The 22056-nt window shown below is 62.2% G+C and carries 22 protein-coding genes and 1 riboswitch; of the genes, 12 read left to right on the top strand and 10 right to left on the bottom strand.

Translation table 11 applies throughout. The features are described 5' to 3' along the window. The first annotated feature begins 4 nt into the window (after window positions 1-4). Window positions 5-793: an enoyl-ACP reductase FabI gene (locus F3W81_RS12045; RefSeq protein ID WP_193079408.1), complete on the top strand. Its 789-nt coding sequence runs from the start codon at window positions 5-7 to the stop codon at window positions 791-793. 262 nt (window positions 794-1055) lie between these two features. On the opposite strand, the gene trmB is transcribed toward F3W81_RS12045, so the two are convergent. Next, the gene (trmB, locus tag F3W81_RS12040; protein ID WP_193079407.1) at window positions 1056-1769 is read right to left on the bottom strand and encodes a tRNA (guanine(46)-N(7))-methyltransferase TrmB; all 714 of its coding nucleotides are present in this window, start codon (window positions 1767-1769) and stop codon (window positions 1056-1058) included. A gap of 189 nt (window positions 1770-1958) precedes the next feature. Here trmB and F3W81_RS12035 point away from each other — a divergent pair, with 189 nt between their 5' ends. Then, window positions 1959-2384: a DoxX family protein gene (locus F3W81_RS12035; protein ID WP_193079406.1), complete on the top strand. Its 426-nt coding sequence runs from the start codon at window positions 1959-1961 to the stop codon at window positions 2382-2384. Between the two features lie 65 nt (window positions 2385-2449). On the opposite strand, the gene metK is transcribed toward F3W81_RS12035, so the two are convergent. From metK to miaB, 7 genes are all read right to left on the bottom strand, one after another. Next, on the bottom strand, window positions 2450-3631 hold the full coding sequence (gene metK, locus F3W81_RS12030; RefSeq protein WP_193079405.1) for a methionine adenosyltransferase: 1182 nt from the start codon (window positions 3629-3631) through the stop codon (window positions 2450-2452). A 7-nt stretch (window positions 3632-3638) separates the two neighbouring features. Continuing rightward, a riboswitch (SAM-SAH riboswitch) is annotated at window positions 3639-3687 on the bottom strand. Between the two features lie 11 nt (window positions 3688-3698). Then, window positions 3699-5234, bottom strand: a complete 1536-nt coding sequence (gene lnt / locus F3W81_RS12025; RefSeq protein ID WP_193079404.1) for an apolipoprotein N-acyltransferase — start codon at window positions 5232-5234, stop codon at window positions 3699-3701. Window positions 5235-5257: 23 nt separating this feature from the next. Then, complete coding sequence (locus tag F3W81_RS12020; RefSeq protein ID WP_193083832.1) at window positions 5258-6145, bottom strand: transporter associated domain-containing protein; 888 nt, start codon at window positions 6143-6145, stop codon at window positions 5258-5260. 225 nt (window positions 6146-6370) lie between these two features. After that, entirely contained in the window at window positions 6371-6889 is a 519-nt protein-coding gene (gene ybeY, locus F3W81_RS12015; RefSeq protein WP_193079403.1) for an rRNA maturation RNase YbeY, read from the bottom strand. Between the two features lie 110 nt (window positions 6890-6999). Further along, entirely contained in the window at window positions 7000-8025 is a 1026-nt protein-coding gene (locus F3W81_RS12010) for a PhoH family protein (protein ID WP_193079402.1), read from the bottom strand. A gap of 287 nt (window positions 8026-8312) precedes the next feature. After that, on the bottom strand, window positions 8313-8645 hold the full coding sequence (locus F3W81_RS12005) for a hypothetical protein (RefSeq protein WP_193079401.1): 333 nt from the start codon (window positions 8643-8645) through the stop codon (window positions 8313-8315). 214 nt (window positions 8646-8859) lie between these two features. Further along, entirely contained in the window at window positions 8860-10182 is a 1323-nt protein-coding gene (gene miaB / locus F3W81_RS12000) for a tRNA (N6-isopentenyl adenosine(37)-C2)-methylthiotransferase MiaB (protein ID WP_193079400.1), read from the bottom strand. 132 nt (window positions 10183-10314) lie between these two features. On the opposite strand from miaB, the gene F3W81_RS11995 reads away from it, so the two are divergent. The 6 genes from F3W81_RS11995 (at window position 10315) to F3W81_RS11970 (ending at window position 16182) form a co-directional block, all read left to right on the top strand. Beyond that, entirely contained in the window at window positions 10315-11181 is an 867-nt protein-coding gene (locus F3W81_RS11995) for a glycosyltransferase family 2 protein (protein ID WP_193079399.1), read from the top strand. A gap of 31 nt (window positions 11182-11212) precedes the next feature. Beyond that, window positions 11213-11815, top strand: coding sequence for a LysE/ArgO family amino acid transporter (locus tag F3W81_RS11990; RefSeq protein ID WP_193079398.1), 603 nt, complete (start codon window positions 11213-11215; stop codon window positions 11813-11815). Between the two features lie 46 nt (window positions 11816-11861). Continuing rightward, window positions 11862-12767 carry a DMT family transporter gene (locus F3W81_RS11985; RefSeq protein ID WP_193079397.1) on the top strand — a complete coding sequence of 302 codons (906 nt, stop codon included), beginning with the start codon at window positions 11862-11864 and terminating at the stop codon, window positions 12765-12767. A 154-nt stretch (window positions 12768-12921) separates the two neighbouring features. Beyond that, on the top strand, window positions 12922-13365 hold the full coding sequence (locus tag F3W81_RS11980; protein WP_193079396.1) for a MarR family winged helix-turn-helix transcriptional regulator: 444 nt from the start codon (window positions 12922-12924) through the stop codon (window positions 13363-13365). Beyond that, window positions 13362-15050 (top strand): MFS transporter, encoded by a 1689-nt coding sequence (locus F3W81_RS11975; protein WP_193079395.1) that lies wholly within the window; start codon window positions 13362-13364, stop codon window positions 15048-15050. The genes F3W81_RS11980 and F3W81_RS11975 overlap by 4 nt, the downstream gene beginning before the upstream one ends. Window positions 15051-15063: 13 nt before the next feature. Continuing rightward, window positions 15064-16182 carry an HlyD family secretion protein gene (locus tag F3W81_RS11970; RefSeq protein WP_193079394.1) on the top strand — a complete coding sequence of 373 codons (1119 nt, stop codon included), beginning with the start codon at window positions 15064-15066 and terminating at the stop codon, window positions 16180-16182. A gap of 3 nt (window positions 16183-16185) precedes the next feature. Here the strand turns inward: F3W81_RS11970 and F3W81_RS11965 are convergent, their stop codons facing one another. Beyond that, window positions 16186-17586 carry a helix-turn-helix domain-containing protein gene (locus F3W81_RS11965; protein ID WP_193079393.1) on the bottom strand — a complete coding sequence of 467 codons (1401 nt, stop codon included), beginning with the start codon at window positions 17584-17586 and terminating at the stop codon, window positions 16186-16188. A 91-nt stretch (window positions 17587-17677) separates the two neighbouring features. After that, window positions 17678-18805: a multidrug effflux MFS transporter gene (locus tag F3W81_RS11960; protein ID WP_264298870.1), complete on the bottom strand. Its 1128-nt coding sequence runs from the start codon at window positions 18803-18805 to the stop codon at window positions 17678-17680. Window positions 18806-19092: 287 nt separating this feature from the next. Between F3W81_RS11960 and F3W81_RS11955 the strand changes: the two genes are divergently transcribed. The 4 genes from F3W81_RS11955 (at window position 19093) to F3W81_RS11940 (ending at window position 21994) form a co-directional block, all read left to right on the top strand. Further along, the gene (locus tag F3W81_RS11955; RefSeq protein WP_193079391.1) at window positions 19093-20625 is read left to right on the top strand and encodes an acyl-CoA carboxylase subunit beta; all 1533 of its coding nucleotides are present in this window, start codon (window positions 19093-19095) and stop codon (window positions 20623-20625) included. 42 nt (window positions 20626-20667) lie between these two features. Next, a complete protein-coding gene (locus tag F3W81_RS11950) occupies window positions 20668-21042 on the top strand; it encodes a hypothetical protein (protein ID WP_193079390.1) in 375 nt (124 codons plus the stop codon). A 343-nt stretch (window positions 21043-21385) separates the two neighbouring features. Beyond that, window positions 21386-21526, top strand: coding sequence for a hypothetical protein (locus F3W81_RS11945; protein ID WP_193079389.1), 141 nt, complete (start codon window positions 21386-21388; stop codon window positions 21524-21526). 108 nt (window positions 21527-21634) lie between these two features. After that, complete coding sequence (locus tag F3W81_RS11940) at window positions 21635-21994, top strand: hypothetical protein (protein WP_193079388.1); 360 nt, start codon at window positions 21635-21637, stop codon at window positions 21992-21994. The last annotated feature ends 62 nt before the right edge of the window (window positions 21995-22056 follow it).

Below are 22056 nucleotides of genomic sequence, written 5' to 3'. Positions count from 1 at the left end.
GCAGATGAGCGGATTGATGCAGGGAAAACGCGGTCTTGTGATGGGGGTCGCGAACGAGCGCTCAATCGCTTGGGGTATCGCCAAGGCGATGCACGCCGCCGGGGCCGAGCTGGCCTTTACCTATCAGGGCGAAAACTTTGGCAAGCGGGTCAAGCCGCTTGCTGCCTCCCTCGGGGTGGACCTTCTGGTCGACGCGGATGTCACCAACGACGCCTCGATGGACACGGCATTCGAGGCGCTGAAGGCCGAATGGGGCAGACTGGATTTTGTCGTCCACGCCATCGCCTATTCCAACAAGGACGAGCTGGCAGGGCGGTTCATCAATACTACGCGCGACAACTTTAAGAACTCCCTCGATATTTCCTGCTACTCGCTGATCGACGTGGCACGCCGGGCGGCGCCGCTGATGACCGAAGGCGGCACAATCCTCACGCTGACCTATCAGGGCTCGACCCGCGTGACACCGTTCTACAACGTGATGGGTGTCGCGAAGGCCGCTCTGGAGTCCGCTGTGCTCTATCTGGCCAATGACCTTGGCCCGGATGGTATTCGTGTAAACGCTATCTCGCCGGGGCCGATGAAAACCCTTGCTGGCGCGGCCATCGGTGGGGCACGAAAGACGTTCCGTCAGACCGAAGCCAACGCTCCTTTGCGCGCGAATGCAACACTTGAAGCCGTCGGCGGTACTGCAGTCTATCTTGCGTCGGATGCCGGTGCCTGCACGACAGGAGAGATCATTCGTGTCGACGGCGGCTATCATGTTTTGGGAATGCCGCAGGCCGAAAACATCTAAGGCAGATTTCGGACGGCCTTGCCGGAGTCGCACTGGCCTCCGGCGGGGATATTTGAGACAGGGAAACATTCGGGGCGCGCCCATGTTTACCATTTGTTAGCTTCAAAATATCACCATGTATCTGCGGTACAGGGAGGGATCCCGATGACCGCACAGGGAAACGCCCTTCTGTTCGGCTTGGCCGCCAGAAGGGTGTTTTTTCGTTTCCCTGTCTAAAATATCCCCGCCGGAGGCTTTGGACAGCATTGCTGGACGAAACACCTCAGAGTTTGCGAAACGTGAGATAGTGGGGCGTACGGTCTTCGCGCAGCGCTTTTTCTTCGTATCGTGTTGAAATCCAGTCAGGCCAGGGGGTGTTCCAATCGGTTGGCGTTTCGGCGAGCCATTCAAAGCCCTGGCGCGGCACTTCCTGCAACGTCTGGCGCACATAGTCGGGGATATCTGTCGCAACCCGGAAGATGGCACCGGGTTTGAGGACGCGGGCAAGCGGCGCGATATGTTCTTCGGTGACAAAGCGGCGGCGATGGTGGCGCTTTTTCGGCCAGGGATCAGGGTAGAGCAGAAATGCGCGCGAAATCGAGGCTTCGGGCAGGACGTCAAAGAGGTTGCGGACGTCGCCCGGGTGCACCGCAAGATTGCCCACCCCGGCATCACGGATCTTGCCCAGCAGCATCGCGACGCCGTTGATATAGGGTTCGGCCCCGATCAGGCCCACATCGGGATTGGACGCGGCCTGGTGCACGAGATGTTCGCCGCCCCCGAAACCGATTTCCAGCCAGACGGGTTTGCCGCCGAAGAGGCTCTCAAGATCGAGGGGGGTGCGATCCGGGTTGACGTCCCAGCCGACGGGGCCCGGCGAGAGCTGATCAAGGTCCTCATCCAGAAAGACCTCTTGCGACTTGCGCAGTCCCTTGCCTTTGAAGCGGCCATAAAAATTGCGCCAGGGCGCACCGGAGGGGTGATGATCTGATTTCATGGCAGCCTGTTAGCCTTGCACGCGCGATCGTTCAACCGAAACCGAAGGGGGAGCGCGTTTGGCGTGTCTGTGCAAAATCGCACTATTTGTGCTGAAAATAACGGAATGGTGCAAATCGATAATATCCACCATCTTGCAGTCAATCGCCCGGCGTCGGGCATCATTCTTCTTTCGCAAGGAAATCCAATCATGAGCCCTCTCAATCAACTCCAAGTCTATGCTGCGCCCGCTGGCCGCGTTCTGCTGTCGCTGATCTTTGTCATCTCGGGTGCCCAAAAGCTGTTCGGCTACGGCGCTACCCAACAGTACATGGAATACATGGGTATTCCCGGCGCGCTGTTGCCGCTGGTCATTCTGACCGAACTGGGCGGTGGTCTGGCGCTGCTGCTGGGCTATAAGGCACGTCTGGTCGCTTTCCTTCTGGCGGGGTTTGCCATTCTGTCGGGCCTGCTGTTTCACCTCGTGCCGTCGTTCGGGATGGAGGGCATGGATGCGCAGATGCAGCTGATCAACTTCTGGAAAAACGTCTCGATCGCTGGCGGTATGCTGATGGTCACGGCTTTTGGGGCCGGGTCTGTTTCGATTGACCGCACTTCGGTTGCGCCTGCCGAATAAGCCAGGCCAAGTCCATGACATGCAAAAGGCCCCGCCAGAGCGGGGCCTTTTTGTGTTCAGAACTCTCAGATGGCCTTTTTAAGGGCCTCGACCAGATCGGTCTTTTCCCAGGAAAAGCCACCGTCCGCGTCGGGTTCGCGGCCGAAGTGGCCATAGGCGGCCGTGCGCTGATAGATCGGTTTGTTCAGCGCCAGGTGGCGGCGGATGCCGCCGGGCGTGAGGTCCATGACCTTGGCGACAGCGGCCTCGATCTCGGCCTCGTCCACCAGGCCTGTGCCGTAGGTGTCGGCGTAGATCGACAGGGGTTTGGAAATGCCGATGGCATAGGACAGCTGGATCGTGCACTTTTTCGCCATGCCGGCCGCCACGACGTTCTTGGCGAGGTAGCGCGCGGCATAGGCGGCCGAACGGTCGACCTTGGTCGGATCCTTGCCGGAGAAGGCGCCGCCACCATGCGGAGCCGCGCCGCCGTAGGTGTCGACGATGATCTTGCGCCCGGTCAAACCAGCATCGCCGTCGGGGCCGCCGATGACGAATTTGCCGGTCGGGTTGACCCACCATTCAGTTTCATCGGTCAGCCAGCCGTCGGGAAGGACCTCACGAATATAAGGCTCAACGATGGCGCGGATGTCGGCGCTGGACTGGTTCTCGTCCGAGTGCTGGGTCGACAGGACAAGTTGCGTCACGCCGACAGGCACACCGTTTTCATAGCGCAGCGACAGCTGGCTTTTGGCATCCGGGCGCAGGGTGGGCTCGGTGCCATTCTTGCGTACCTCGGCCAGACGCTTGAGGATGGCATGGGCATAGTGGATCGGCGCCGGCATCAGCTGCGCGGTTTCATCCGTCGCGTAGCCGAACATGATGCCCTGATCGCCGGCACCTTCTTCCTTGTCAGCGGCGGCATTGACGCCTTGCGCGATATGGGCGGATTGTTCGTGCAGCAGGTTTGTCACCTCCACGGTCTCGTGGTGGAACTTCTCCTGTTCGTAGCCGATGTCCTTGATGCAGGCGCGGGCGATGGACTCGATGCTCTCCATATACTGCGTCAGCTTGTCCTGATCGGCGAGGCCGATTTCGCCGCCGATGACCACACGGTTGGTGGTGGCAAAGGTTTCGCAGGCGACGCGGGCCTCAGGCTCTTCCGCGATCAGCGCATCCAGAACAGCGTCTGAGATCCGGTCGCAGAGCTTGTCGGGATGCCCTTCCGAGACGCTCTCGGAAGTGAAAATATAGCTTTGTCGTGTCATTGGGACGTGCTCCGATGTGTCTTACCTGCCCCGTCAGGAAGCCGTTGGGGCGGCGTGTCCAACTTGGTTACGACTGCGGGTGCTGATGGTCAATCGGTTTATGACTCGCTGCTGAACGAGTGATGAATCCCAGAAGCCCGGCCGCGCCCAATGCGAGAAATGCCAACAAAATCACAGGCAGGTCGCCGTGGCGCGCGTAGGGTGTGGCGGCTGAGGGCGGCGGCAGGGCGACGTCGAGATAGCCCGCTTCGCCCAGCGGCAACCGATCCAGCACGGTGCCATCGGCCGCAATCAGGGCCGAGATGCCTGTATTGGCGACGCGGATCATCGGCAGGCCCTGTTCGATGCTGCGCAGGCGCGCCTGCGCGAGGTGCTGATAGGGACCGGAGAAGGTGCCGAACCAGGCGTCGTTGGTGACCTGCAGCAGCACGTCGGGCCGGGCGGGGGCGTCGCGGATGTCGCGGGGAAAGACCGCCTCGTAACAGATCAGGGGAAGGGCCGTCCCGATGCCGGGAATGCTGACCAGATGCGGGCCGGGGCCGGCGGAAAAGCCATGGCCGGATTGTGAGGCAAAGGCGGAAATACCAAACTTTGCCAGCAGGTTACCGAAGGGGATATACTCGCCGAACGGCACGAGGTGGTGCTTGTCGTAGAGGTCGGCCACGGTTCCGTCCGGACCAATGACCGCGAGGGAGTTGTAATAACGTCCGTCCTCGCTGCGGTTGATGCCGAAGGCGACGGGCGCGCCGTTCGCGGCTTCGGAAATCATCATGGGCAGGCCGGGGTTTTGATCCAGCAGGTAGGGCACGGCGGTTTCGGGCCAGACGATCAGCGCGGGTTTCGGGCCTTCGCCGCTGTAGCCAAGCTGGCGACGGAAGAACATCGCGGATTTCTCGGGGTCCCATTTCTCGCGCTGTGGGGCGTTGGGTTGCACCAGCCGCACGATGGGGGCGTCGGGGCCCGCAGGCTGCGCCACAGGCCGCGCGAGGGGCGAGAGGAAGATCAACGCTGCAAGCAGAACTGCGCCGCTGAGGGCGGGCAGCAGGCCGGCGCGCCTGCGCCAAAGGGCCGCGCCAAAGGCGGCGGCGGGCAGCAACAGCGCGAGGCTGAGGGCATGCGGACCCGCCAGGGCCGCCAGCGGCAGGATCGGGCTGGGGATCAGGTTCTGCCCGATGAGGGACCACGGGAAGCCGGTGAAGATCCAGCCACGCAGGGCCTCGGCCAGCGTCAGCGTCGCGGCGAAGGTGAGCCCTTGCGCCAGTGCGCCCGTCGGGGCGGCGCGTTTGGCGACATAGAGCGCGAGGCCCCAGAACAGCGCGAGGCCGCCCGTCATCAGGATCAGCGCAAAGGGAGCCATCCAGCCTTCGCGCGCGGCGTCGACCATGAAGGGCTGGACGATCCAGGACAGCGCGGCGCCGAAATACCCACATCCAAAGCGCCAGCCCGCGAGGGCGGCGGCGCGGGGTGTGGAGGCGGTGTAATGCGCCAGCGCCAGCAGGGAAAACCCCGCAAGCGCCAGCAGCCAGAGAGACACCGGAGCCTGACCGCCCGCTGCCAGAACCCCGGCAAGCAAAGGCCACCAGGCACGCAGACGTCGGGACATGTCAGTCAATTCCGGTCTTTCGTTCAGATATGCGCGGCGCTGGCCGCGAGGTCGGTGTTCAGACGCACCCGCAGACGCTTGATGCGACGAGGGTCGGCTTCGACCACCTCAAACTCATGGCCGGCGGGATGTTCCACCACTTCGCCACGCGCAGGCACACGGCCCGACAGCATGACGACAAGACCACCAAGGGTGTCGATCTCTTCCTCGTCGACGCTGTCATCGTCGGTCAGCGAGGTGCCGATCGCCTGTTCGAATTCATCCAGCGGCGCGCGGGCCAAGGCGAGGTAGCTGCCCGAGGGTTCACGCGTCCAGAGCGCATCTTCCTCGATATCGTGCTCATCCTCGATCTCGCCGATGACCTGTTCGATCAGGTCCTCTATCGTGACGAGGCCGTCGACCCCGCCGTATTCATCGATGACGAGGGCCATGTGGCGGCGGTCGGACTGCATTTTTTGCAGCAGCACGCCGATCGGCATCGAGGGTGGGACGAACAGCAGCGGCCGCAGCAGGGCCTTGAGCGAGAAGCGTGAATTGGCATCCCAGCCGTGACGCAGCGCAAAATCCTTGAGGTGGACCATGCCGACAGGCGTGTCCAGCGTGCCCTGATAGACCGGCAGACGGGTCATGCCGCTTTCGCGAAACACATGCACCAGCTCTGCCTGCGTGATCGTCGAGGGAACGGAGACAATCTCGGCCTTGGGGATCGAGACATCCTCGACCCGCATGCGCCGCAGATTCAGCAGGGAGTGATGCACGCGGCGCTCTCCGTCAAAGCTGCGGGAGGGCAGGGGATCGGGCTCGTCGCTCTCCTCGTCCTCGTTGGTACGAGAGGAAAACAGACGGCGCAGGAAACCGCCCTTGCCGAACAGCGAGGAGTCTTCTTCCTCATCATCTGCATCGGAGGGCATGGTTATCACGAAATCGCTTTGCGCCCGGGTGTCGGTGGCAGGCGCGTCTGTCGCCGAAACGACACGGTCTGAACCGTCCCGAAGCGGGAAGGTGTCGCCATCGAGTGTGACCACGGAAGCCCCCTGAGGGGGCGCGGGGTCTGGGTCCTGAGGAAGCGCGCGTCGCGCTGCGTTAGAAGACCCGTCTGTGCTGTCGCCCATTGTACCTTTCCAGTTGTCGCGAGCCTATTGCCCGCCATCTCGATTATATGGGTCACGTATGCCCAAATTGCCAAGGATTTCGATTTCTTTTCGCTCCATCAGCTCAGCATCGCCGTCGCGGACGTGGTCATAGCCCAGAAGATGAAGGATTCCGTGCACAACGAGGTGCGTCACATGGTCCGAAAAGGCCAGATCCGACTCGGCGGCCTCAGCGGCGCAGGTGTCGTAGGAGATCGCGATATCGCCGAGCTCTCCGCCCATGGGGTCTTCGCTGTCGGGGGCGAAGGGGGCTGCGCCGTCCTCTTCTGCGGCCAGATCCTCGGACGGCCATGACAGCACGTTTGTAGGCGTCGCCTTGTCGCGGAATTCGGTGTTGAGCTCGGCGATGCGGGCATCGTCGCAGCCCATGACGCAGATTTCATGGGCATCCGCGTCGAGACCCAAGTGAGTCAGCGTGGCGATCGCGGCGCGTTCGGCCAGAGAGGCGAGGCCGGCATCCTGCCAGCGGTCATCCTCGATCACGGTGTCTGTCAGTTCGCTCACGTTGCTCGGTCAGTCAGGTTGCTCGCGGTGTTCGCGGGGGCTGTCTGCCCCCGCACCCCCGAGAGTATATCGGCAAGAAGAAGCGGGGCGCCGCCCCTTGCCGGGAGAAGTTATGTGGTTTCGTCGGCCTCATAGGCTTCGATGATCTTGGCCACAAGGGGGTGGCGCACGACATCCTTCGAAGTGAAGTAGTTGAAGCTGATGTCGGGAATATGACTGAGCAGGCGTTCGGCGTCGCGCAGGCCGGAGTTGACACCGCGCGGCAGGTCGACCTGAGAGCGGTCGCCGGTGATCGCCATGCGCGAGCCCTGGCCCAGACGGGTCAGGAACATCTTCATCTGCATGGTGGTGGCGTTCTGTGCCTCGTCCAGCACCACGAAGGCATTGGCGAGGGTGCGGCCGCGCATGAAGGCGAGGGGCGCGATCTCGATGCGCTTTTCTTCCATCAGCTTGGCCAGTTGCTTGCCGGGCAGGAAGTCGTTCAGCGCGTCGTAAAGCGGCTGCATGTAGGGGTCGATCTTGTCCTTCATGTCGCCGGGCAGATAGCCGAGCTTTTCGCCCGCCTCAACCGCGGGACGGGACAGGATGATCTTGTCCACATGGCCCTCGATGAACATCGACACGGCGACGGCAACGGCGAGGTAGGTCTTGCCGGTGCCGGCGGGGCCGATGCCGAAGGCGAGTTCGTGGGCGAAGAGATTCTGGACATAGGCCTTTTGCGCCTCGGTCCGGGGTTCTACCATCTTCTTGCGGGTCTTGATCTCGACCCGGCCGCCCTTGAACATTTCCAGCTGAGCGCCGCCGTCACCGGGAGTGGTGGTGGCGGGCACTGCCGCAGAACTGTTCATGCGCAGCTCGCGGTCGATATCGCCGGTTTCGACCTCTCGGCCAGCTTCGAGGCGGGAATAGAGTGCGCGCAGGACATCTACAGTTTCCTTTGCACTGGCGGCGCTGCCAATGGCGACAAGGTGGTTGCCGCGACGCAGGATCTGGGTGCCAAGGTGTTTTTCAATCTGGGCCAGATTGCGATCAAATTCGCCGCAGAGTTCGATGAGAAGAAAGTTGTCGGGAAATTCGACAGCCACTTCGGCTAGGGTGACATCATCCGATTGCGGGGTCAGCAGGCTTGTGGCCAAGTAGCGCTCCTTCAATGGGCTGGGGCAGCGGGGTGCGGTCGCGGGGATGGGGCGTCAGAGGGCCCCTGCAGAGTAAGGTGGCAGTGCGCGCGGCTTCCGGCAAGCCCCGAATGATCGCTTGGGCGGTAGACTGCCCGCAAAGACTGAAAATGCCGCAACGGGAAGGCGTCGTCCGGCGGGCGTGGCGGGGTGTGTGATATACGAAAACGCCGTCGCATCCGGGATGCGGCGGCAATGTGGCGCGGTAGGGTTGGATCGGCCTGCCGATTTGACAGACCGGAGGCGGCTCAGCCGTTGCGGCGTTTGAGGTAGGCCTGCGATTGCTCGTAGATGCGGGTCATTTCAGCGCGCATTCCGTCGGGATTGTCGACTAGGGACTGATTACGGCAAATGTCATTGCCGATGACTTCGGCGGTTTCCGCGTCGTAGCCGATGGCGCGCAGGCTGCGGAGGAACTTGGGATTGGCATGATCCCAGATCACGGCGGTCCAGGGTCCCCGGAAGCAGCTGACGATGACGGGACGGTCTGGTGCGGCCTCTGAGGCTGAGGTCGATGCAAAGGCCGGGACGGATGGCAGGAGGCACAGCACGAATGCCGCTGTTTTGAATAAGGTTTTCATTTTCGGGTCCTGAAAGAAGCGGCGAGGGCTGTGGCGTCCTTCTGGACGCCGTGCCTCAATCACCTGAGACGCCATGGCAGGCAGGCTTGATACGCTGCCCCATGTTGCGTCGCAGCAATACGCAGGTCCGTCAAATTTTCAAGGTATTTTAGGAGAATACGGTAAACGCGGCGTGGCCTCACCCCGAGGGGGGAGGGCCACGCCGCGGCGGGTCCTAGAGAACCACGCCGGACAGCGAGTTGGTGTTCGACCCGATGATGCGGACGCGGCGCAGATCACCGGGTTTCAGCGTGTCGGAGTCGACATGGACTGCGTGCAGGTGATCGGATTTGCCGACCATCTGACCCGGCATGCGACCGGCCTTTTCAAACAGCACGCCGACCTCCTTGCCGATCATCGCGTCCTGAATGGCGCGCTGCTGGCGGGTGATCAGGGCCTGGATTTCGACCAGACGCTCGGTCGCGATCGTGTCGTCGATCTGGCCACGCTCGGCTGCCGGGGTGCCGGGGCGGGTGGAGTACTTGAAGCTGTAGGCCTGACCATAGCCGACCTCTTCGATCAGGCGCAGGGTGTCGCGGAAATCGGCGTCGGTCTCTTCGGGGAAACCGACGATGAAGTCGCCTGACAGCAGGATGTCGGGGCGGGCGGTGCGGATCCGGTCGATGACGCGCAGGTAGCTGTCGCGGGTGTGGCTGCGGTTCATCCGTTTCAGGATGCGGTCGCTGCCCGATTGCACCGGCAAGTGAAGGTAGGGCATCAGTTTTTCGCAGCGGCCATGGGCGTCGATCAGATCATCGCTCATGTCGTTGGGATGCGAAGTGGTGAAGCGGATGCGTTTCAGGTCGTCGATCTCGGCCAGTTCCCAGATCAGGCGGGCGAGGGGCCAGTCGTGGCCATCAAGGCCCAGTCCGTGGTAGGCGTTGACGTTCTGGCCCAGCAACGTCAGTTCGCGCACGCCACGCTCCACAAGATCGCGGGCTTCGGAAATGATGCGGTCAACGGGACGCGAGACTTCGGCGCCACGGGTATAGGGGACGACGCAGAAGGCGCAGAACTTGTCGCAGCCCTCTTGCACGGTCAGGAAGGCGGTGGGGCCACGTTTGGATTTCGGGCGGGCTTTCAGCAGCTCGAACTTGTCTTCCTCGGGGAAATCGGTGTCGAGGACCTTTTCACCGTGACCGGCCTTCGCCTCCATCTGGGGCAGGCGGTGATAGCTTTGCGGGCCGACGACCAGATCGACCATCGGCTGACGGCGCATGATCTCGGCGCCCTCGGCCTGAGCGACGCAGCCGGCGACACCGATCTTGAGGTCAGGCTTGGCGTCCTTGAGTTCGCGCATGCGGCCAAGTTCGGAATAGATCTTTTCGGCGGCCTTTTCGCGGATGTGGCAGGTGTTGAGCAGGATCATGTCGGCCTCAGCGGCGGTGCCGACCTGTTCATAGCCGTTGCCGCCCAGGGCCTCGGCCATGCGCTCGCTGTCATAGACGTTCATCTGGCAGCCATAGGTCTTGATGAACAGCTTCTTGGTCTCGGCCATGATCGCTTGCCTTATCGGGAAAGGGACGTGTGGGAACAAGGCGGTGTCCTACACCAGATGCGGGGGTGCTTGCAATGCAGGGGAAAGCCGGGTTCTCTGACGTTACAGTATCGAAAAAGCAGGAACGTCAGGTTGTATTTCGACAGTTTAGCCAGGTTTTTGCGCGCCGATCAGCTGTTGCTGGCCAAGGGGCCGATTGCGATGGTCTTTGCCGAGGATGCGGTGGAGCTGGATGCCACCCTGCGCCATCACCGCGACGCGGGGTTCCGGCAGGTGCTGCTGTTCGCACCGGACGATTTTACACTGGCCGATGATCTGGCGCAGACGGTGACACGGATCCGCTATTCGATGGCGCGCGACAATGCGCTGAGCGAGGCGGTGAATGCTGTCAATGACGCGGTGCCAACGGGCACATGGCTCTATTATTGCTACAACGCCGAGTTCCTGTTTCACCCGTTCTGCGAAAGCCGCACGGTGGGCGAGCTGCTGGCCTTTCACACCGAAGAACGGCGCGATGCGATGCTGTCCTATGTGATTGATATCTATGCCGATGATCTTGAGCAGTTTCCCAACGCCGTGTCGCTGGACAACGCCTATCTGGACAAATCCGGGTATTACGCGCTGGCGCGGATGGACGGAGAGGATCACGCCAGAGATCGCCAGCTGGATTTCTACGGTGGTCTGCGCTGGCGGTACGAAGAGCATATCCCCGCCGGACGCCGCAAGATCGACAGGGTCTCGCTGTTCCGCTCGCGGCGCGGTCTGCGCCTGCGCGAGGACCACACCTTCGACGACGAAGAATACAACACCTACTCCTGCCCCTGGCACCACAACCTGACGGTCTGTATCTGTTCGTTCCGCACGGCCAAGGCGCTCAAGCGCAATCCCGGCTCTCGGCGCGAGATCACGTCGTTCTTCTGGTACAACTCGGCCAGGTTTGAATGGAATTCGCGCCAGCTGCTTGATCTCGGGTTGATGGAACCCGGGCAGTGGTTCTAAAGGCCAAGCAAACGCGGCGGGAAGAGGGCGCATGACGGCACAAGCATATTGGGCGGGCTTTGGGCTGGGGCTGTCTCTGATCCTGGCGATCGGGGCGCAGAACGCCTTTGTGTTGCGGCAGGGCATCCTGCGTCAGCATGTTCTCGCGGTGGTGCTGGCCTGTGCGCTGTCGGATGCGCTGCTGATTGCGGCCGGTGTTGCTGGGTTCGGCAGGCTGGTCACGGCGCTGCCCTGGCTGAGCGAAGTCATGCGGCTAGGGGGCGCGGCCTTTCTGCTGGTCTACGGAGCATTGGCGCTGCGCAATGCGCTGCGCGGTGGCGATGCACTTGAGGCGGCGTCGGGGCCTGCGCCCTCTCTGCTGCAGACCCTCGCGATTTGCCTGACGCTGACCTGGGCCAATCCGCATGTCTATCTCGACACGGTGGTTTTGCTGGGGGCGGTCGCGGCGGATTACGATGACCGGACGTCCTTTGCCATTGGTGCGATGACTGCCTCGGTCGTGTTTTTCACCACGCTTGGGTTTGGTGCGCGGCTGCTCGCACCGGTGTTTCGCAAGGCCATGGCCTGGCGTGTGCTGAACGCCAGTGTCGCTCTGGTGATGTGGAGTATCGCGGCGTCGCTGTTGCTGGGCTGAGCGCGGGGGCTTGTGCCGTCGCATCAATCCCCTTACCCGTAAAAGCATGATGGAAGCACGTAAATCAAAGCCCCTGAACGGGGTGCTGTGGATGCTGGCAGCGGGCGCGATGTTTGTGGGCGTCAATGCGCTGGTCAAGAGCCTCGGGACAGCGCTGCCGTCCACGCAGGCGGCCTTTCTGCGCTTCAGCCTCGGACTGTTGATCCTGATCCCGCTGGTGCCGAGGTTGCTGACAATGCGACTGTCGGCGCGGCAATGGCGGTTGTTTCTGATCCGCGGGGCGGTGCACTCGGTCGGCGTGGCGCTTTGGTTCTATGCCATGGCGCGCATTCCCATCGCGGATGTGACGGCGATGAACTATCTCTCGCCGATCCTGATCACCATCGGAGCGGCGTTGTTTCTGGGCGAGAAACTGGCTGCGCGCCGCATCATGGCCGTCGTCTGTGGTCTGATCGGAGCGTTCATCATCCTGCGTCCGGGCCTGCGCGAAGTCGGGCCGGGGCATCTGGCGATGTTGGGCACGGCGACCTGTTTTGCGGCTTCCTACATGATCAGCAAGCGGCTGTCGGATGATGTCGAGCCGCTGATCATCGTTGCCATGCTGTCGATCACCGTGTCGATCGGTCTGGCGCCCATGGCGCTGCCCGTCTGGGTCGCGCCGTCTCTGGCGCAACTGGGTCAGCTGTTTCTGGTCGCGGTTCTGGCGACCCTCGGGCACTACTTCATGACGCTGGCCTTCAAGGCGGCGCCGATGACGGTGACCCAGCCGGTGACCTTTCTGCAATTGGTCTGGGCGGTCTCACTTGGGGCGCTGGTGTTCGACGAACCCATTGATCCCTTTGTCGTCTTTGGCGGCGTCGTGATCCTGTCATCGGTGACCTTCATCACCTGGCGCGAGGCCGTGCTGAAGCGTCGTGAGATCACCCCGCCCTCCGTTGCCACCAAGGTCTGAGCGCGCTTTTCTGCTGGATATTCGGAAACAACTCATGTCTCCCGCCTAGGCTTGGCGGGTCGGCTTTGCATTTTTTGCATGGCTTGGAACCTTGCCGTACCGGGGGCCTGAAACTAGGTAGGGCACTACTCATTAGTAGGCTATCTTGATTCCAATGACCCAGTCCGACACCGCAGAAACCTTCTATCGTGACGTGATCACGCTGACCCGCAAGGTGCGCACATTGTTTGATGCGCGTGCCAGTTCGCGGGGGCTGACCTATGCGCGGGCCCGGCTGCTGCTGCATATGAGCACCTGCGAGGTTCAGACACAGGCCGAACTGGCCGAGGCGATGGAGGTCGAGCGCCCGACGATGGCGCGGCTGATCGACGGGCTTGAAGAGGCCGGTATGGTGCGCCGTGAGGTGCTGTCTGGCGACCGGCGTCAGCGCCATGTGCATCTGACGGATCAGGCAAAGACCGAGGCCGCAGCGGTGTCGGCCCTGACAGACACCCTGCGCGCCGAGCTTGTGGCGGGTATCCCTGCCGAAGAGCTGGAGCGCGCACATCGCGTCATCGAGCAGATGCTGGACAACGTGGTCAAGGCGGCCTGCTCATGAGCGGGCGCAGCGACGTCGCTGCCCCCGAGGCAGCCGCTCAGACCCCGCAGCCAAGCGCTCCGCCGGCCTTTGTGCCCGTGCCCTGGCCGCGTGCCGTCGGCTATTTCGTGACGGCCGCCACGCTGGTGCTGGCGCAGGGCTTTGGTCAGGCGGTCATCACCTCCAACATCCAGCAATTGCAGGGAAGTTTCGGTGCGACGCAGGCCGAGACCTCTTGGATGGTGGCGGCCTATATGGCGCCCAACGTCTCCCTGACCATCGCGCTGATCAAGATCCGCGCCCAGTACGGGCTGCGCAATTTCGCTGAGCTGTCGATTCTGGCGTTTCTTCTGGCGGCGCTGCTGAACTATCTCGCCGACGGGCTGTGGTCGAACCTGGCCGTGCGGTTTGTCTCCGGCATGGCGGCGGCTCCGCTGACCTCGCTTGGGTTTCTGTACATGCTGGAGCCCTTGCCGCCGGCGAAAAAGCTGACAGTCGGCCTCTCTGCGGTGCTGACATTCATCTTCCTCGCCTCGCCACTGACACGGCTGGTGTCGCCGCATTTGCTGGAGATGGGGCAGTGGCATGGGCTGACGGCTTTTGAAGCCTCGATCGCGGCCATCGGATTTGGCCTGATCTACCTGTTTCCATTGAAATCTCCGCCACGCGTCAAGGTGATCGAATCCGCCGATGTCATCTCTTTTCTGCTGATTGCCGTTGGGTTCGGTGCGCTTGCTGTCAGTTTTACACTCGGGTCGACCTACTGGTGGTTCGAGCAACCCTGGCTGGGTGTCCTGCTCGCCATTGCCGCCGGAACACTGCCACTGGCGGCCGCGATCGAGCTGAACCGCAAATCGCCGCTGCTGGATATCCGCTGGCTGTTCAGTCCGACGATCCTGCACTTTGCCGCGACGCTGCTGTTCTTCCGGCTGATGCTGAGCGAGCAGACCTCGGGTGCGGCGGGACTGTTCAGCGCGTTGGGATATCTGAATGACCAGACGCAGATGGTCTGGGTCGTGGTCGCGGTGACGACAGTTGTGGCTGGCGTGGTCTGTGCCGTGACGCTGAGACCGCAGCGAGTGCAACAGTTTCACGTCATCGCCCTGTGCCTGCTGATCGTCGCCTCGTATATGGATTCGCAATCCACGGCGCAGATCGCACCGTCGCAGATGTACCTGTCGCAGGCGATGATTTCGCTGGCCTCGGCGTTCTTCCTACTGCCGGCGATGATGACCGGAATGCTGTCTGCCCTTTCGCGCGGCCCGCAGTACATACTGAACTTCATCGTCGTGTTCATCTCGACGCAAAAGATCGGTGCTGTTCTGGGCAGTGCGCTTTTCGGCACCTTTGTGAAATCGCGCCAGAAATTGCACATGTCGCGTCTGTACGAAGCGCTTCCGGCCACAGATCCCCTCGTGACGGGGCAGATTTCCACCTATGGGGCGGCCTATTCCGGCTACATCGCGGACCCGGCGCAACTGGCCGCGCAATCTGCGGCGACCCTTGCGCGTCAGGCTTCGACGCAGGCCTCCGTCATGGCCTATAACGACGCCTTTCTGGGGATCGCTGCCCTGTCCACTGCCGCGCTGGCCCTGTTGTTGGGGCATATTGCCCTGGATGCCTGGCGCGCCCGTCGGGCCGCCGCACACGAACCCGCCAGCGCTGAGGCTGGCCCCGCAAATTCCTCCTCCCCCCAAGCTGCCTGATCGAGTGTTCCCCATGATTTCCCGTTTTTCCCGCCATCTTGCCACGATCCTTGCCTGCACCATTGGTGTTCTGGGTGTCCTTGGGGTGCTCTATGCTTGGCGCCTTCCGCCGTTCGAGACGACCATCCGCACCACGGAGGATGCCTATGTGCGCGGTCAGGTGACCTTCATCGCGCCGCAACTGGCCGGGGTGGTGGCCGAGGTCGCCGTGCAGGATTATCAACGTGTCAAGGCAGGGGACCTGTTGGTCCGGATCGACGAGGACAGCTATCGCGAGAAGGTCGCGCAGGCGCAGGCGGCGCTGGACGCCGCCGAGGCGTCGCTGGCCAATTCCGATCAGGATCGCAAATCCGCCGAGGCCAGTGTGAAAGCGGCAGAAGCTGGTGTTGTTTCGGCAAAGGCCAGTTTGAAGCTGGCGAATGCCAACCTCGACCGCTCCAACGCGCTGAAAAAACGCGGGGTCCTGTCGAACCAGAACGCAGATGAAACGCAGCTGAGCTATGAGCAGGCGCAGGCCGCCGTGCAGCAGGCCGCAGCCAATGCCGAAACCGCCCGCCAGTCTCTGGCCTCGGTCATCACCGGACGCACCTCGCTTGAGGCCAACGTCCGGCAGGCGGAAGCGACGGTGAATCTGGCGCAGATCTCGCTCGACTACACCCGTATCGTGGCGCCTGTTGATGGTCGGCTTGGCGAAGTGTCGGCGCATGTCGGGCAATATGTGACGGCGGGGACCAAGCTGACCTCTCTGGTGCCGGACACGATCTGGATCGTCGCGAACTTCAAGGAAACCCAGCTGGCAGGCATGAACATCGGTCAGAAGGTGACCTTCACCGTCGATGCTCTGGGCAAGGTCGAACTGACCGGCAAGATCGCCAGCTTTTCCCCTGCGACGGGGTCGGAATTCAGTGTGCTTGGCAGCTCAAACGCGACGGGCAATTTCATCAAGATTTCGCAACGTCTGCCGGTGCGCATCAACATCGATCCGGATCAGGCGCTGGCCGCGCGGCTTGTGCCGGGCATGTCGGTGGTGGCAAGCGTCGATACCGGCCGGACCGAACGTGAGGCCACGGAGGCGCATTCCGACGTCGGCTTTGGTCTGGGCGCGCATGATCAGCTGGCTGCGCTGAAGTAAGCCTCAGCCGACCTCGTATGGCAGCGTGCCACGGGCGTTTATGTCTATGCTCAGCTTGCGCTCAAGCGGCGGAACGGAGCGTTGATGGCAATGCTCACGCTCACAGATCCTGCAGGAAATCCCAATCGGTTCAAAGGCTTTCGGATTGGTCAGGTCAAGCCCATCGGCAAAGATCAGTGCGTCGGCATGCCTTACCTCACACCCGAGCGCTATGGCAAATCGGCGCACCGGCGCGCCGAAGGATCCTCCGGCTTTGCTGACGTCGCGCGCCAGCGAAACATAGCGTACACCGTCCGGCGTTTCAGCCAGCTGGCGCAGGAATTGCCCCGGTGTCTCGAAGGCGCGATGGACATTCCACAGCGGGCAGGCGCCGCCGAAGCGGGCAAATTGCAGACGCGTGGCCGAGTGTCGCTTGGTGATGGTGCCCGCCTGATCGACCCGGACAAAGAAGAACGGGATGCCCTTGGCGCCGGGGCGCTGCAGGGTCGAGAGGCGATGCGCGACTTGCTCGATCGAGGCGCCGAAGTGCATGGCCAAGCGTTCTAGATCATGCCGCACCTCCTGCGCCTTGGCGAGAAACCGGGTGTAGGGCATCAGGGCGGCTCCGGCGAAGTAATTGGCCAGACCGATCTTGGCGATGGCGCGGGCAGCGTCGGACTGGAACCGTGCGAAGTCCAGTGTCGCCTCAAGCAGTTTGTCCTGCTCCAGCAGTGCGACCTGCAAAAGCAGCTGAAAGGTCTGGGTTTCCGGCGTGGCGCGAAGGGACAATGTCAGCCGTTTGCTCGCCGGATCATAGATGCGCAGATGCTGGATGTCGGCAAAGACCACGTCAACGCCGCAATTGCCGAGTATCGACACGGCGCGCACCCGGATGTTGTTTTCACTGCGCACGGGCGCGGCAAAACGCTCTGCCGCGCGATCAACGGAATCGATATAGTTGTCGCAGTAATGGAAAAAATCGCGCACCTCGTCCCAGGGCGATGGGGTGCTGCGAGAGTCTTCACGACCTAACGCTTCATCGAGCGAGGCCAGCCGTTCGTGGGTTTGCCGGTAGGCGCGGTGCAGATGCAGAAAGGCACGGGCGAGGCTGGGCGCATTCGAGGCCGTCAACCGCAGGTCCGCCAGTAGCGGAGCGACCTCGGCCAGAACCGGATCGGCCATCGCCTCGCGCATGTCCGAGACGAGGCGCTCGCTGTCGCCGGTCGAAAGCTCGGTCACGTCAAAGCCGAACTCCTGCGCCAGCGACAGCACCACCGAGGTCGAAACCGGGCGGTTGTTGTTTTCCATCTGGTTCAGGTAGGGCAGTGAAATACCAAGTTTGGCGGCGAAATCCTTTTGGGTAAGAGCCAGCCTTTGCCGCATTTCACGCAGCTTGGCGCCGGCATAGAGTTTCTGTGCGGCCATTCCCCACCTGTCAGCGATTTGCAGTTTTGCCTGCGTTGAGGCTAACTTTGCAAATCATGGTTAACAAGCGGTAACGCTGGGCGCAGAATGGTCAGACCATCAGGCGGCGTTCCCGGCGCATGACGCCCAGAATGGCAATGCCACCTGCCACGCCACACAGCATCATGATCCAGATCAGCGGTGTGGCCCCTGACTCGGGGCTGAGCATGCCGCCCGCCAGCGCCGATAGTGCCGCTCCGCCGCCGATCATCATCGCGCCCCCGAGGCCAGAGGCCGTGCCTGCGAGGTGAGGGCGAACAGACAGCATCCCGGCATTGGCGCAGGGAATGGTCATACCATTGCCGAGCCCGACAAAGATCATCGTGCCGAAAAAGGCGTAGTGGCCGCCGATCTCAAGCTCCGACAGGATCAGCGACAGAATCATGCCTCCGACGATCAGGGTCGAGCCGAGCAGGATCATGCGGTTCATGCCAATCCGCGCCGCGTTCAGGCCCGTGAACCAGTTGCCCGCGAAGTAGCCCAGACCTGCCGCGGCATTGAACATGCCGAACTGCGCCGGGCTCAGGGCAAAGACCTCGGTTGCGACAAAGGGGCCGCCTCCGAGGTAGGCGAAGAAGGCGCCGGAGGACAGGGCGGCGGCCATGCAGTACCCCCAGAAACGGGGCGATTTGAACAACTCGGGGTACTCCGCGAACTGGCGCAGCACGGACAAATCGCTTGGCGCTGCGGTTTCGCCGAGGTCGACCCAGCTGATGACAAAGATCAGTGCGCCGCAGACGAACAGCAGCCAGAACGAGGCCTGCCAGCCGAAATACTGATCCAGGATGCCACCGACGACGGGCGCGAACATCGGCACCATCGACATGCCCATGGTTACGTACCCCATGACGGCTGCTGAACGGTCGCCCTTGTACATGTCGCGCACAATCGCGCGAGACAGCGCCATGCCGCAGGCGATGGAGGATTGCAGGATGCGGAAGGCGATGAAGGTGGCAAAGCTCTCTGCCATCAGACAGCCGATTGTCGCGACGAGGAAAATGGCGAGGCCGACCAGAAGGATCGGACGGCGCCCGAATTTATCGGCCAGGGGTCCGACGAACAGCTGCAAGAACCCGCTGGCCGCCAGATAGCCCGCAACGGACAGCTGCACCAACTTGTAGTCGGTGTCGAAATATTCCGCGATATGGGGCAGCGACGGTAAGAATACGTTCATCGTCATCGCGGACACTCCCGCGAGCATGATAAGCGTCATGAGGTGTGGGGGTGTCCGACCGGACCGCTTGCCAATAGGTTGTGTCATAGACGTTTGCTAAGCGCATGATACGTTCATGTCCATGTGGAGCGCATGTAGTTTGCAGATTTGCAATTTGCAGAACGCCCCCTGTCTCAACTTTGCAAATTTGCCCGATTTCCCTTTGTTCGAGGCGGCTTCTGCGCCTATGGTCCGCTAACTAGGTCCGGGGCATGCGCCGCGACCACGGTGATGGCCAAGATCGGGAGACGGACATGAAGGATATTCTCCAGGAGCTGACGGCGCGGCGCGAGACGGCGCGGCTCGGCGGGGGTGAGGCGCGCATCGCCGCGCAGCACGCCAAAGGCAAGCTGACGGCGCGCGAACGCATTGATCTGCTGCTGGACGAGGGCAGCTTCGAGGAGTTCGATATGTTCGTCGCGCACCGCTGCACCGATTTCGGCATGGAGAAGCAGCGTCCCTACGGCGATGGCGTGGTGACGGGCTGGGGCACGATCAACGGCCGTATGGTCTACGTGTTCAGCCAGGATTTCACGGTTTTCGGCGGCTCTCTGTCGGAAACCCATGCGCAGAAGATCTGCAAGATCATGGATATGGCGGTGCAGAATGGCGCGCCTGTGATCGGGCTGAACGACTCCGGTGGCGCGCGTATTCAGGAAGGGGTCGCTTCGCTTGCCGGTTATGCCGATGTGTTTCAGCGCAACGTCTTGGCCAGTGGTGTGGTGCCGCAGATCAGCGTGATCATGGGCCCCTGTGCTGGCGGCGCGGTCTACAGCCCGGCGATGACCGACTTCATCTTCATGGTGAAGGACAGCTCTTACATGTTCGTGACCGGCCCCGACGTGGTGAAGACCGTCACGAACGAAGTAGTGACGGCTGAGGAGTTGGGCGGCGCTTCGACCCATACGAAGAAAAGTTCGGTTGCCGATGGTGCCTTCGAGAATGACGTGGAGGCATTGGCCGAGGTGCGGCGGTTGGTCGACTTCCTGCCGCTGAACAACCGCGAAAAGCCGCCCGTGCGGCCGTTCTTCGATGATGTGAACCGGATCGAGAACAGCCTCGACACCCTGATCCCGGAAAACGCCAATACCCCCTACGATATGAAGGAATTGATCCTGAAGATCGCGGATGAGGCGGATTTCTACGAGATTCAGGAAGACTTCGCCAAGAACATCATCACCGGTTTCATCCGGCTTGAGGGGCAGAGCGTTGGCGTGGTGGCAAACCAGCCGATGGTGCTCGCGGGGTGTCTGGATATCGACAGCTCTCGCAAGGCGGCGCGGTTCGTGCGGTTCTGTGATGCCTTCGAGATCCCGATCCTGACGCTGGTCGATGTGCCCGGCTTTCTGCCCGGCACCAGCCAGGAATACGGCGGCGTCATCAAGCACGGCGCGAAACTGCTGTTCGCCTATGGCGAGGCGACAGTGCCCAAGGTGACGGTGATCACCCGCAAGGCCTATGGTGGCGCCTATGACGTGATGTCCTCGAAGCATCTGCGTGGCGATTTCAACTACGCCTGGCCGACGGCCGAGATCGCCGTGATGGGGGCCAAGGGCGCGACCGAGATCATCCACCGCGCCGATCTGGGCGATCCGGCTAAGATCGCGGCCCATGCGGCGGAATACGAAGCGCGCTTTGCCAACCCCTTCGTCGCCGCTGAGCGGGGCTTCATCGACGAGGTGATCCTGCCGAGGTCGACCCGGCGCAGGGTCAGCCGCGCTTTTGCCAGCCTACGCAACAAGAAGCTGACGAACCCTTGGAAGAAACACGACAATATCCCGCTTTGATAGTGGGGCCCGCCGGTGGCGGGGTGTGTGAAAGAGAGACTTATGGCGCGCAACGTCTGGCATCGGTTGAGAGAAGAACACGCGGTCACGGTGACCCGGCGTCTGCCTGTGCGATTTGATCTGTCGGTCAGTGCCGAGCTTGCTGTGCAGGGCCCGGTGTCGCTGACCCGTGTAGCGCATCAGGTGCGGCAGGACATGTGGCGTGCCTTGCAAGGTCTGCGCGGGTTCTCTCCGGCGGTGCGGGTCGAGGCAGGCGAGGGGGCGTTGCGCATCACAGCCGGGGGCCGGATGGAGGGCGCGCAGGCCAGCGCGGCCGCGGCGCATCAACTTGGCGTGCTGCTGGACAGCCCCGCACATCATGCCCGCTGGTTGCGCCATGCGGCGCTGACGCCTTCGGCTGAGGAGCGGGCGTCGTGAGCTCTGCGTCATTTTCCGGGGCCTGCCTGCAAATCCCCGTTTCCGTGCCCGCGAAGAGGATGTTACAGAATTTTTTTCGCACGCCTGACAGAGGGTCGGACTTCGGTCCGCATCTGGAGGCGTTTCTTTCGGAACCACAATATGTTGCGCGGCGTGATGCGGTGTCAGAAAAACCAGAGGTTTTTCCATCACTTTCGCACTGCTCAGCACGGAGTAAGTACAAAATGTCGCGCCTCTGCGCTATCATCTCCTCTGGGTCCGCAATCGCGGCCCTTCCAAGTGACACCGGTGCCAAGGGATTTCAGAAGCCTGGCCGGGACCACAGGCATAACAGGAGACCACAATGTCCAAGAGTATCCCCTTCTTCCTCGCAATCGGCTTTGTCACGACCATGTCGGCCTGCGCGAAACCTGAACCGGAATACGTTGTCGTCGCTCCCGAACCCATTTCGTCCGAGCCCGTCTTCACCGGCAAATACAAGTAATACGGCCCTTTTCGATCTGCGACGCGCAGTCGCAATGCCGGGCCTGACCTTCGGGATGGGCCCGGTCCGCTCCCTCCCGGCCGTCACCAGCCATATGGGAGTGCAGACATGCTGAAACATCGCGGGTTTCCCGGCCGTCTGCCGGGGACGGATTTCCAGTTCGTCGTGCGTCGCGCCAATCCCAAGGGGGCAACCCCTCTGATCAAGCGCGAACGCTACCGTGACCGCCGTGCGCCAGACAAGCGTGCGGACGAGGGTTTCATGGAGGCGCTCTGGAACCACTTCGGCGATCAGCCCTTCGAGCGTGGCAATCTGGATGCAGGGCGGCTGTCATGGCTGCTCGGGCGCGAAGTTCTGCCCGCTGATGAGCCTTTCGACCCCGAGAGCTATGAAGCGCTGCTGGTGATCGACGAAGCCGCCGCGCGTTTGGCCTTTCCTGGGGCATTTCAGGAGGAAGACTGGGCGTGATCCTGCCGACACCCTCCGTTCTTGCGCAAAACTCGGCCCAGACAGGCGTTGGTGCGGCGAAA

The organism is Pseudooceanicola spongiae (assembly GCF_014899185.1).
GTDB classification, from domain to species: Bacteria; Pseudomonadota; Alphaproteobacteria; order Rhodobacterales; family Rhodobacteraceae; genus Pseudooceanicola; species Pseudooceanicola spongiae.
Note: the sequence above shows the minus strand (reverse complement) of the source record. Positions and strands in the feature narration are given on the sequence as shown.

Bases quoted from the DNA above. Each gene is read 5' to 3' on its own strand.
- F3W81_RS11990 (WP_193079398.1), top strand. From the start codon at position 11,213: ATGACGGCACAAGCATATTGGGCGGGCTTTGGGCTGGGGCTGTCTCTG.
- trmB (WP_193079407.1), bottom strand. From the start codon at position 1,769: ATGAAATCAGATCATCACCCCTCCGGTGCGCCCTGGCGCAATTTTTAT.
- F3W81_RS11950 (WP_193079390.1), top strand. From the start codon at position 20,668: ATGGCGCGCAACGTCTGGCATCGGTTGAGAGAAGAACACGCGGTCACG.
- F3W81_RS11955 (WP_193079391.1), top strand. From the start codon at position 19,093: ATGAAGGATATTCTCCAGGAGCTGACGGCGCGGCGCGAGACGGCGCGG.
- miaB (WP_193079400.1), bottom strand. From the start codon at position 10,182: ATGGCCGAGACCAAGAAGCTGTTCATCAAGACCTATGGCTGCCAGATG.
- lnt (WP_193079404.1), bottom strand. From the start codon at position 5,234: ATGTCCCGACGTCTGCGTGCCTGGTGGCCTTTGCTTGCCGGGGTTCTG.
- F3W81_RS11960 (WP_264298870.1), bottom strand. From the start codon at position 18,805: ATGACGATGAACGTATTCTTACCGTCGCTGCCCCATATCGCGGAATAT.
- F3W81_RS11975 (WP_193079395.1), top strand. From the start codon at position 13,362: ATGAGCGGGCGCAGCGACGTCGCTGCCCCCGAGGCAGCCGCTCAGACC.
- F3W81_RS12045 (WP_193079408.1), top strand. From the start codon at position 5: ATGAGCGGATTGATGCAGGGAAAACGCGGTCTTGTGATGGGGGTCGCG.
- F3W81_RS11965 (WP_193079393.1), bottom strand. From the start codon at position 17,586: ATGGCCGCACAGAAACTCTATGCCGGCGCCAAGCTGCGTGAAATGCGG.
- F3W81_RS11970 (WP_193079394.1), top strand. From the start codon at position 15,064: ATGATTTCCCGTTTTTCCCGCCATCTTGCCACGATCCTTGCCTGCACC.
- F3W81_RS11985 (WP_193079397.1), top strand. From the start codon at position 11,862: ATGATGGAAGCACGTAAATCAAAGCCCCTGAACGGGGTGCTGTGGATG.
- F3W81_RS12035 (WP_193079406.1), top strand. From the start codon at position 1,959: ATGAGCCCTCTCAATCAACTCCAAGTCTATGCTGCGCCCGCTGGCCGC.
- F3W81_RS12005 (WP_193079401.1), bottom strand. From the start codon at position 8,645: ATGAAAACCTTATTCAAAACAGCGGCATTCGTGCTGTGCCTCCTGCCA.
- F3W81_RS12020 (WP_193083832.1), bottom strand. From the start codon at position 6,145: ATGCCCTCCGATGCAGATGATGAGGAAGAAGACTCCTCGCTGTTCGGC.
- metK (WP_193079405.1), bottom strand. From the start codon at position 3,631: ATGACACGACAAAGCTATATTTTCACTTCCGAGAGCGTCTCGGAAGGG.
- F3W81_RS11945 (WP_193079389.1), top strand. From the start codon at position 21,386: ATGTCCAAGAGTATCCCCTTCTTCCTCGCAATCGGCTTTGTCACGACC.
- F3W81_RS11980 (WP_193079396.1), top strand. From the start codon at position 12,922: ATGACCCAGTCCGACACCGCAGAAACCTTCTATCGTGACGTGATCACG.
- F3W81_RS11940 (WP_193079388.1), top strand. From the start codon at position 21,635: ATGCTGAAACATCGCGGGTTTCCCGGCCGTCTGCCGGGGACGGATTTC.